Source organism: Flavobacterium cellulosilyticum (assembly GCF_004349355.1).
Taxonomy (GTDB): Bacteria; Bacteroidota; Bacteroidia; order Flavobacteriales; family Flavobacteriaceae; genus Flavobacterium; species Flavobacterium cellulosilyticum.
Window position 1 is genome coordinate 1 of the sequence record NZ_SMFK01000029.1, and the last position, 10,790, is coordinate 10,790.

Sequence of the window (10,790 nt, forward strand, 5' to 3'; positions counted from 1 at the left end):
TTAATCCTCTAGCGCCATGTGCTCCCAAGACTAAAGATTGTTCAATATCAGCTGTTTTGGACGGACCCGCAATGAACGTTCCAAAACCATATTCTTGGTTACCAATGCGATCATACGCTTGATGCATCGTCGTGATAATATCGTTTTTATTGACTACAATAGCCAAATACTGCGTAATAAAAGGTGCTACTCGTTGTCCTAAAATATCGTCAGTTACCCAAAGAGCTGAATTCTCGGCCACTCCAAAATGGGCTTTTACTAGGGTTAATTCCACATCTTCTAAACTATGGGGATCATCATGGAACCAATCCAATGCAGCAATTTCTGCCAATTCTGGAAGGGTGGTAATTATTCTTTTTTGAGTTGCATAATTATTTTTGACAAAGGCAACGATGTCATTATAATTGGTGACTTCAACATAATCACCACCAATACTTTTCAAAACGGTTTTATAGGTTTCTAAAACAGCTGGAACTGTAAATTCCAAGCCGGCTAATTCGGGTAATTCAGTTACTGTTGAAGGCTGGTTTTGTTTTATTTTATCTAAAATGCTGACTCTACTACTCATTGTCTTTTTCTTTAAATTCTGTCCCGTTTTTCTTGTACCATTCTCGAAATGACTCTGTTGGTGGCGCAGGCATTTCTCTTTGTTTGTACCAGGCATTTAGGCCGTTATTCACCATAAATGGTGCATTCTTCATCACAAATCTTCCTGCTTTTCCTGCTAAATCAAATACCACTGGATTCGCCAAAACAGCCGACATTCCTTTCATAGCCACCGTTTTTGCTTTTGGTGTATACCCTTCTTTTACCAATACCTGACGCCATTTGTACAATTGGTCGTGTATGTCAATTTTCACGGGACATACATTGGAACAAGAGCCACAAAGTGTACTGGCAAATGGCAAATCGGCATTTTGTTTCATATCGAGATTCGGAGCCAAAATAGAACCGATAGGTCCAGCCACCGCAGTGTGATAACTGTGTCCGCCACTGCGTCTGTACACCGGGCAGGTATTCATACATGCAGCACAACGAATGCATTTTAATGAATTTCTAAAATCAGGTCTTCCCAATTGGGTGCTTCTTCCATTATCAACGATGACGAGATGCATTTCTTTTCCTGCTCTTGGTTTTTTGAAATGACTCGAAAAAGTGGTGATAGGTTGTCCTGTGGCACTTCTGGCTAATAATCTCAGAAAAACACCCAAATGTTTGCGCTCTGGAATTATTTTTTCGAAACCCATACAGGCAATATGCACATCGGCAAGGTGTACGCCCATATCGGCATTTCCTTCGTTGGTGCAAACCACAATTTCACCCGTTTCGGCAATGGCAAAATTAACGCCTGTCAGAGCTACTTTTCGGGTTAGAAATTTATCTCTAAGGTGTAATCGCGCGGCTTCGGTTAAATATTGCGGGTCGTTATTTCCCTTTTCAGTTCCTAGATGTTCGTGAAAAGTTTCGCTTACGTCTTGTTTTTTAAGGTGAATGGCGGGTAAAACAATATGACTTGGTGGTTCATTTCGCAATTGGACAATACGTTCTCCCAAATCGGTATCGATAACATCGATTCCTTTTTCGGATAAATAGTCGTTCAAATGGCATTCCTCGGTAAGCATCGATTTGGATTTCACCATCTGCGTTGCTCCGTTTTTTTCCATTATGGAATGCACGATTTTATTGTGCTCTTCTCCATCGGCAGCCCAATGTACAATGATGCCATTTTTCAAGGCATTGGCTTCAAATTCCTGCAAATAATGATGCATATTCGAAAGTACATTGTTTTTGATTTGCGAAGCCGTTTCTCTCAACAGTTCCCAACCCGGAATCTGATGTGAAGATTTATCTCTTTTTTCACGAACAAACCACAGGGTTTCATCGTGCCAATCGACACGCTTTTCATCTTTATTGAAAATTTCGGCTGCTTGGCTATGTGACAAGTTATTTTTCATAAGTGGATAACTATTGTTTTCTATTGATTATACTTGTTTGCTGAAAAACCTTTGTAATTAATCTAGAAATATCGAATTTTGTATTGAATTTTTAAAAAATGAACCACAAATTTCACAAATTAATTAGGGCTACTATTTGGAATCTGATTTAGTTTTGTTATTTCGAATTTAAAATTTCAGCAATATGAATCGTTTTGATGGGACTTTTTTCTCTTCTCAATATTCCTTCCAAGTGCATCAAACAAGACATATCAAAACCGGTGATGTATTCCACTCCTTGCTCTTCGTGGTCTTTGATGCGGTCTTTTCCCATTTTAACAGAAATGGCTTCTTCGGTAACACAAAACGTACCGCCAAAACCACAGCATTCGTCTTTTCGGTTGAGTGAAGCGATTTCAATGCCCTTGATTCCATGTAATAATTGCTCGGGTTTAGAGAAAGGAGCTGCGTTTAATTCGCTCATTTGCGAAAGCTTTAAACCTCGTTGCCCGTGACAACTAATATGCATTCCTACTTTGTGTGGAAAATTTCCTTCAATGGTTGCTACTTTTAAAATATCGGTGATAAATTCCGTTAATTCAAATACTGATTTTCTGATTTTTGCTGATGCGGCTTCGTTTTTTTCATCGTGTAAATGCTCTTTTACATGCAAAACACAACTTCCCGAAGGGCAAACAATATAATCGAACTCCGCAAAATTGGCAACAAAATTAGCATCGCAACCTTGGGTCAGATGTTCGTAGCCGCTATTGGCCATGGGTTGTCCGCAACAGGTTTGCTTCATTGGAAAACGAACATCACAACCTAATTTTTGTAACAATTCATAAGTAGCAATGCCCACATTGGGATAAAACTGATCTACGTAACAGGGGATAAAAAGTCCGATTTTCATTTGTTCTATGTATTACTGTCCGCTTTGCGAACTATAATTATTTTTTTTCAACACAAAAGGCACCAAATTGCGTAATGCTGTCTAATTCTTTTAAAAAGCTTCCAAATATGTAAAAAGCTGCTTAAAAAAAATTAGCACGCAGATTTTGCGGATTTTGCAGATTTTCGCAGATAGTATTTTAGAATATTATCGTAATGAAAGTTAAGTTTAAATCTTTAAAGTCCAACCACTTTCTTCAAATTCGTGTTAGCATTATTTAATGCTTATAAAATTTTAAATCTATCAAATCATTTTGGATAGGTTTTGGATTCCAACTATTATGAATAGCTAAAGCAGCACCTAATGCACTGGCTTGAGCCATTGAAGCCGCATATACTTCCATTGCTGGGAATGCTTGTGCCAATAGATTCATAAAAATAGCATTTTTACTGAATCCACCGTCAACAAATATTTTCTTTACTGGGCTATTGTGAATCACCAAATGTGTGGACAATTTTTGTTGTGTAACAATATCCATAATTAATTGATGGTAGGCTACTTCGTAATTTTTGAATTTATCCAAATTCCGATTTTCGAAAGGGCATTTTTCTATGTAAGTATCCGTATTCAAAGAGATTTCTTTAAAATTGGTTATCTTCAAATCGGCTATAACATCTTTGTTATACGTTATTTCTTTATAGAAATCACTGGGCAATTCAAAATGATGTGCAATGCGTTTCGATTGCATTTCGTGGGTATTTCCAGCAAACAATCGAGCTGCTTTTACAGGCACGTTTTTGTATTGTAAAAAACACAAACAATCTTTTTGCAGTTCCTCTGGAGTCAAAGGCGTATCATTGAACGGATTCAAGGAAATACTCCAAGTTCCAGTGGACAATAACACAAAAGGCTCGGTGAAATTAAGGATATAAGGAATTAGGGCAGCCGAACTATCATGCAAACCAATACCTACTGCAATTTCATTCTCGATTTTTATGGATACCTCGGCATTATGAATGGGTGGCAATTTGTCTAGTATTCCCTCATTGGTTACCCATTTATGGTATTTCATTTTCTTAAAATTCCAAAGACTGGTATGACAACCAATACTTGTAATATCCGTAAAATACTGATGGGTGAAAATGGAACTCAGGTATTGTGGCAAATGCAGACAATACTTTACTTTGGCAAACAATTCCGGCTTTTCTTCCTTGAATCTGTAAATTTGCATGCCTGAATTCAAACTTCCCAACAGTGGTGATGCCGTTTTTACAGCAAACTTTTTCTTCCCTTTGTATTTTGGATAAAAAGCTTCTAATAATTCTTCTGGATACGGTTTTAAGTAATTATACAGTGGTGTCAACGCATTTCCATCATGGTCTACATATATAAAACTAGCGCCATAAGTACTAAAATTAACGGCTTTCAGAATGTATTCTTTCAGCTCTTTTAGTTCTGTAAATCGGTCGGCTATCCAGTTTTTGAGTGCGACACTATTCTCGCAAGGAAAACCATCTTCATCCACAGTTTCATCCAGCACTACTGATTTTTCCCAAACAATTTGATAATTTTCATTAAACAAAAAAACTTTTTTGTTTGTCTTTCCAATATCAAAAATAGCAACTACATTCATTGAATTATGAGTTATGAGTTATGAATTATGAGTTTTGAGTTATGAATTATAACTCATAATTCATAACTCATAATTATTTTTACAAGCCTGTAGCTATGGTATTCAATCCTCTTTCGGTAATTAGTCCTTTTCTAACGTTCAGATTACGGTACAAAGCAACGGGGTTCAATGCTGCACCGGAACGCAAACGCGCTTCGGCAACCAAGGCACGAACATCAGTGCGGTAGGCATTTTGTAAAATTTCTTGCGCTCGTACTACATCATTCTCTTCTTGAGCAATTTCCAATGCTTTTCTGTCCACCGAAAGGGCTTGTGCATAAGCAATCATAATGGCTTCAACCGATTGCAATAAATCTTCCATGGGGTCTTTTACATTGTGTGATGCATCAATCATCCAACCTAAATCCTTGGCATGGTTCATTCCTCTGGCGTCCATTCCTTCTACCAACTCATTGAAAATCAGGAATAATTGGTAGGGTTTTAATGCGCCAGCGGTTAAATCATCATCACCATATTTCGAATCATTGAAGTGGAAACCACCCAATTTTTCTTCCATCAATAATAAGGATACTATTTGTTCGATATTGGCATTTGGCAAATGGTGTCCTAAATCGACCAATGTCAAGGCTTTATCTCCTAATTTTTTTACGTAAGAATAGGATTGTCCCCAATCGGCCACTGTGGTAGAGTAAAAATTAGGTTCGGCACATTTGTATTCTAAAAATAATTTCCAGTTGGCTGGCAAGGCAGCATAAATTTCTTCTAAGCTTTCCAAGGTATTTTGGTAGGCTTTACGAAAATTCAATTGACCTGGAAAACAAGAACCATCGGCCAACCAAACCGTCAATGACTCAGAACCCAATTCGATTCCTTGTTTGATGACTTCGATATTATGATCTACAGCTTGTTTACGAATGGCTTTGTTTACGTTTTGCAACGATCCAAATTTATAAGAATGTTCTTGATTGGCTTGGTTTTGAAACGTATTCGAATTTACCGCATCAAATTTTAGATTGTGTTGCGCCGCCAATGCTTTAATGGCGTTATAATCCGATGGAATATCCCATGGAATGTGCAAGGAAATGGCTCCTGAAGAATTGTTTAAAGCGTGTAGCAATCCTACATCTTCCATTTTTTCTTCTAAGGAACGTGGTTCTCCGCCACCTGGAAAACGACCAAAACGTGTTCCTCCTGTCCCTAAAGCCCAAGATGGAATTGCGATTTGAAAATCGATTAATTTTTTGATAATATTTTCCGTTTCTGCAATTTCAGAAGCGGTGAAAATTAATTTATTTTGATGCGATTGTAGTAAATCGTCATTATGTGAGGCTATTTTGTTGGAATCAATTAACATGGTATTTTTTTATAAAGTTAAATAAAAACTTATTTTTGAAATAGAATATAACTAAGTTTTAGTTTTTGAAGGTGCGGTTGCGGTTGTAGTAGCATCTAAATAATGGTTGATTTAAAAAAATCTAACGTCCGATCGATCCGGACGTTAGAAAAATCAAACTAAAAACCAAACTTCAAATTTATCTGTAAAAGCCCATTGCTACTCCACCATCTACATTTAAGGCATTTCCAGTTGATTTATTCAACAAACCACCTACAAATGCAAAACAAGCATTAGCAATATCATCCGGCAATATAATTTCATTTAATAAGGTGCGCTTTGCATAGTATGCAGGCAATTCCGCAACTGTAATTCCGTACGCTTTAGCACGTCCATCTGCCCAACCACCTGACCAAATGTTAGAGTCAGAGATTACTGCATCTGGATTAACCGTATTGACACGGATTTTATCCGGACCTAATTCGGCTGCCATCAAACGAGTCAAATGTGCCTGAGCCGCTTTGGCTGAACCATAACCTGGGTTGTTGGGTCCTGCAACTACTGCATTTTTAGACACAATATTTACGATATCACCACCAAATCCTTGTTTGCGCATTACTGCTGTTCCGGCTTTAGAAACTATAAATTGTCCTTTTACCAAAATATCATACAATCTATCCCACTCTTCTAAGGTATGCTCTGCAATCGATTTAGAAATACTAATTCCTGCATTGTTTACTATAATATCAGCTCCTCCAAAAGCCAAACAAGCAGCGTCCAAAGCTAATTCAGTGCTTTTTTCATCGGTTACGTTCAATGAAGTACTTGAAACAGCATCTTTTCCAAACATTTTAATAAAATCAGCAGTAGCGGTTTCTAAACGCTCTTCGTTGATATCGTTGATCACTACGCAAGCGCCTTCTTCGGCAAATTTCTTAGCGATAGCTTTTCCTATTCCTCCCGCAGAACCCGTAATCAAAGCGATTCTTCCTGATAATGCTTTTGGTTTTGCCATACGTTGTAATTTAGCTTCTTCTAGCAACCAGTATTCGATATCAAAAGCTTCTTGACGTGGCAATGAAGTGTATTCTGAAACGGCTTCTGCCCCTTTCATCACGTTTACGGCATTGATATAATATTCTGATGCCAAACGCGCCATTGTTTTATCTTTTGCAAAAGTAAACATACCTACTCCTGGATATAAAATTACCACTGGATTCGGATCACGCATGGCTGGTGAATTTGATTTTTTGCAGGTATCATAATAGTCTGCATACATTTTGCGGTAGGCTTCAAAAGCAGGAGTTAATTTTGCTTTAATGGCTTCAACATCCGTTAAATCTTCGTTTGGATCTAATTCTAGAACCATTGGACTGATTTTAGTACGTAAGAAGTGGTCTGGACAAGAGGTTCCTAGTGGAGCCAATTTTTCCAAATCATTCGAATTAATAAACTCTAATACTCTTGCATCATCCGTATAATGACCTATCATTTTACGCTCTGACGAACAGAATCCACGTAAAATAGGTGCTACTTTCGCTGCTTTTTCTTTACGAGCTTCTTCAGCAAGGCTTTCCAGTTTTTGACCTCCAAAAACGGGACGCGTTTTTCCGTAGTTACTTTCTAAATATTCTGCACACTTTTCGATTACTTCCAGCGTGTTGATATAACTTTCGTATGAAGTGTCTCCCCAAGTAAACAAACCGTGAGAACCTAACATGACTCCTTTTAATTTTTTTCCTTTGGCAGCAGCTTCTTCTAGACAAGCACGCATTTGCAAACCTAAATCGAAACCAGGACGTTGCCATCCTACCCAGCCTATTTCTCCGTTGAATAATTCTTCGGTGATTTTTTTTCCCTCTTTTGCAGCGCATATTGCAATTGCAGCATCGGGATGCAAGTGATCGATATGAGCGAATGGCAAGAAACCGTGCAATGGCGTATCGATTGATGGTGCTTTTGATGCTAAATCAAAGATACAGTGATTGAACAATTCTACCATCTCATCTTCAAATTCAATTCCTCTATATACATTTTCAAGATTGCGCAATCTTTCTAAATAAAGTGCTGCACAACCTGATTTTGTTAATGTTCCAATGTCTCCACCTGAACCTTTGATCCACATTACTTCAGACTCGGTTCCTGTCAATGGATCTTTATCCGTAATTTTAACAGAAGTATTTCCTCCTCCATAATTTGTTAATCTTAAATCGGCTCCTAATAAATTAGAACGATAGATAAAAAGTGCTACTTCATCTCCTGCTAATTCCTTTGCTTTTGCTTCATCCCAAAGATAGCTTACGTGCTGAAAAGTCATGTTATTTGTATTTATATTTGACATAGTGTTGTATTAAAAGTGATCAAAAAGTATCTGTTTTTATAGTGTTAAAGTGAATTTCCAATTCCTACCAATACGATCGAAGCCAGTATTAATCCAATTCCCCATAGAAATGTTCTAAAGGTCTTTTTAGATACTCCTGACCATTCTTTTAGGTAAAAACCCCAAAAATTGGCTGTTAAAATAATGGTAGCCATATGAACAATCCAAGAACTGGCTCCGTTACCTAGCTTGCTTTCTCCCATTCCATAAAAGAAGAATTGTAAAAACCAAAGGGTTCCGGCGATTGCTGAGAATAAAGTGTTTTTAGCTATTGGTGTTTTTGTATTGGTATAATCTCCAAATGTTTTATTTTTGAAATTAAGATACATACACCAGATAAAATTAGTGGTCAATCCTCCCCAAAGCAGAACGACATAGGTAACATTGTTTTGAAACAAAGGATTGAAGCCTTGTCTTACCGCTTCTTCAGCCATCGGTTTTCCTGCTTCTATTCCAAAATTAAAAAACGAACTAAGGATACCTGAAATTACGGCTATTATTAATCCTTTTACAAGGCTGAATTCTTTGTCTCTGTCTTCATGTCCAACTGCAAAATCGGCTTCTTTTAGCATGCCTGCTTTTCCAGAAATCCCAATACCGATCAAGCAAACTAAAACACCTAATAAGACCATTTGACCTCCTGTGCTATGCAACATATCCGAAAAGGATACCTTACCTTGAGCAGGATAAAAATTATAATAAATAGAAGGTACTAATGCTCCAAATGCAGAACAAAAACCTAAGGTAATGGAATTTCCTAATGACATTCCCAAATAGCGAACTCCAAGACCATACGTAAGACCTCCAATTCCCCAAATCAAACCCATCGAGAAGGTAAAGGCTTTTATAGTGGGTGCTGCTGCTGCAATAATTTCAGAAAAATTGGGTATCGTCAAATACGCGGCTATTGGAGGAACAATTAACCAGGAAAAAAAACCACCCACAATCCAGTAGCTTTCCCAAGCCCAACCCTTAACCTTTTTGAAGGGCATATAAAAACTTCCTGAAGAGAAACCTCCTATAGAATGAAAAAGCAATCCGAGTAATGATTCCATTTGGTATTTTAATTGTTAGTTATGTATTCTGTTACTACAAATTAAAGGAAAGCGAAAAAGAAAACTATCCTGTACTATCCTTTAACGAATTCCTACATATACTTTAAAATCTAAGCAAAGCTTTTGTAGCTAAATATTAAAATGTAATAAAAAAACTCCTTCGTATTTGATGCCTTTCTATGGCTTGATTTATGACTTAGAAAATAGTACCACTTTTTTAAAACAACCAATGAAAAAACTGCCTTTTATAATTAAATAATGAATAAATTAGCAATATTTTTTTGTTAATCATTTTTTTTATTTAAAATAAAAATGAGATTATGGTAAAAAAACGAATATAAAATTTACATTTGTGTAATCGATTGTACCATTAATAAACAATCAAAATTGGAGTGTGAAATAGCACTTCACAAAGGAAAAAAAACAAACTATTATCGTTTCGTAATTTCAAAAAAAGTTCTAAAACTGAAAAATTCAATCAAAAAAAATACCCTTTTTAAGTTTTAAAATGGATACAAATTATAAAATATGAACATGCTTAAATTACTTAAAATAGATGAAGACTCTAGGATTCCTAAATACAAGCAAATTGTGGATTCTATCTTATACAATATCGGAAATGGTAATTTAAAAATTAATGAAAAAATACCCTCCATAAACAGCTTTAGTGAAGAGTTTTATATGTCTAGGGATACGGTGGAAAAAGCCTATAATATTTTAAAAGAACGTAAAATAATTTCTTCTATTAGAGGAAAGGGATATTATATCACCAGAACAAAACTTGTTGCTAAGGTAAATATTTTGTTCTTACTTAATAAACTAAGTGCCTATAAGATGAAAACGTACAACTCCTTTATCAATACTGTTGGCGCAAATGCTCATACCGATTTGCATATCTACCACTGTGATGAAAGTTTGTTTTTGAATTTATTAGACAAATTCGAAGGGGCCTACGATTATTATGTTATTACGACTCATTTCAAAAGTAAAGACCTGCAACACATAAGTTTTACTGATGATGTAAACAAAGCAATTAAAAAAATACCCAAAGAAAAACTGGTTATAATGGACAACATTAAACTTGGAATGGATGGGGAAATYATTAAAATTTACCAAGATTTTGAAAATGATATTTATAATGCTTTAATAGAAGGACTACCAAAAATACAAACGTACAAGAAATTGATTTTGGTTTATCCTGAAAAAGCGGTTTATCCTTACCCAAGAAGAATTTTGCACGGCTTTAGAAAATTTTGTGTTGAAAATAAAATCAACTTTGAAATACTAGATGAAGTTTACGATGACATGATTATCAAAAAAGGAGACTTATTTATCACCATTGAAGAGTCTGATTTGGTTAATCTGGTCAAACAAATTAGAGATGAAGAATATGTTTTAGGTAAAGACATCGGAATAATATCTTACAACGATACACCCCTAAAAGAACTTCTGGGAATTACTGTTATATCAACTGACTTTAATAAAATGGGAGCTACAGCTGCTAGCATGATACTCAATAATGAAAAAGGAGAAGTCAAAATCCCTTTTAATTTTATTGATAGA

The 10,790-nt window shown here is 36.0% G+C and carries 8 protein-coding genes; 1 reads left to right on the top strand and 7 read right to left on the bottom strand.

All coding sequences use genetic code 11. The features are described from left to right. The 7 genes from E0F76_RS19075 to rhaT all read right to left on the bottom strand — a co-directional run. Positions 1 to 568 (bottom strand): LutC/YkgG family protein (locus E0F76_RS19075; protein ID WP_132010101.1); only part of this gene is annotated, 568 nt, incomplete at its 3' end. Then, positions 561 to 1,955, bottom strand: coding sequence for a lactate utilization protein B (locus E0F76_RS19080; protein ID WP_132010104.1), 1,395 nt, complete (start codon positions 1,953 to 1,955; stop codon positions 561 to 563). The genes E0F76_RS19075 and E0F76_RS19080, both read right to left, overlap by 8 nt. 157 nt (positions 1,956 to 2,112) lie before the next feature. Continuing rightward, positions 2,113 to 2,847: a (Fe-S)-binding protein gene (locus E0F76_RS19085; protein WP_132010107.1), complete on the bottom strand. Its 735-nt coding sequence runs from the start codon at positions 2,845 to 2,847 to the stop codon at positions 2,113 to 2,115. A gap of 256 nt (positions 2,848 to 3,103) precedes the next feature. Beyond that, positions 3,104 to 4,459 (bottom strand): FGGY-family carbohydrate kinase, encoded by a 1,356-nt coding sequence (locus E0F76_RS19090; protein ID WP_132010110.1) that lies wholly within the window; start codon positions 4,457 to 4,459, stop codon positions 3,104 to 3,106. A gap of 79 nt (positions 4,460 to 4,538) precedes the next feature. After that, on the bottom strand, positions 4,539 to 5,813 hold the full coding sequence (locus E0F76_RS19095) for a TIM barrel protein (protein ID WP_132010113.1): 1,275 nt from the start codon (positions 5,811 to 5,813) through the stop codon (positions 4,539 to 4,541). A gap of 178 nt (positions 5,814 to 5,991) precedes the next feature. Beyond that, entirely contained in the window at positions 5,992 to 8,133 is a 2,142-nt protein-coding gene (locus E0F76_RS19100; RefSeq protein WP_132010116.1) for a bifunctional aldolase/short-chain dehydrogenase, read from the bottom strand. Positions 8,134 to 8,177: 44 nt separating this feature from the next. Beyond that, positions 8,178 to 9,227 carry an L-rhamnose/proton symporter RhaT gene (rhaT, locus tag E0F76_RS19105; RefSeq protein WP_132010119.1) on the bottom strand — a complete coding sequence of 350 codons (1,050 nt, stop codon included), beginning with the start codon at positions 9,225 to 9,227 and terminating at the stop codon, positions 8,178 to 8,180. 534 nt (positions 9,228 to 9,761) lie between these two features. On the opposite strand from rhaT, the gene E0F76_RS19110 reads away from it, so the two are divergent. Continuing rightward, on the top strand, positions 9,762 to 10,790 hold a 1,029-nt coding region (locus tag E0F76_RS19110), incomplete at its 3' end, for a GntR family transcriptional regulator (RefSeq protein ID WP_132010122.1).

Excerpts from the sequence above, each read along its gene's own strand:
- E0F76_RS19080 (WP_132010104.1), bottom strand. The coding sequence starts at position 1,955 with ATGAAAAATAACTTGTCACATAGCCAAGCAGCCGAAATTTTCAATAAA.
- E0F76_RS19085 (WP_132010107.1), bottom strand. The coding sequence starts at position 2,847 with ATGAAAATCGGACTTTTTATCCCCTGTTACGTAGATCAGTTTTATCCC.
- E0F76_RS19090 (WP_132010110.1), bottom strand. The coding sequence starts at position 4,459 with ATGAATGTAGTTGCTATTTTTGATATTGGAAAGACAAACAAAAAAGTT.
- E0F76_RS19095 (WP_132010113.1), bottom strand. The coding sequence starts at position 5,813 with ATGTTAATTGATTCCAACAAAATAGCCTCACATAATGACGATTTACTA.
- E0F76_RS19100 (WP_132010116.1), bottom strand. The coding sequence starts at position 8,133 with ATGTCAAATATAAATACAAATAACATGACTTTTCAGCACGTAAGCTAT.
- rhaT (WP_132010119.1), bottom strand. The coding sequence starts at position 9,227 with ATGGAATCATTACTCGGATTGCTTTTTCATTCTATAGGAGGTTTCTCT.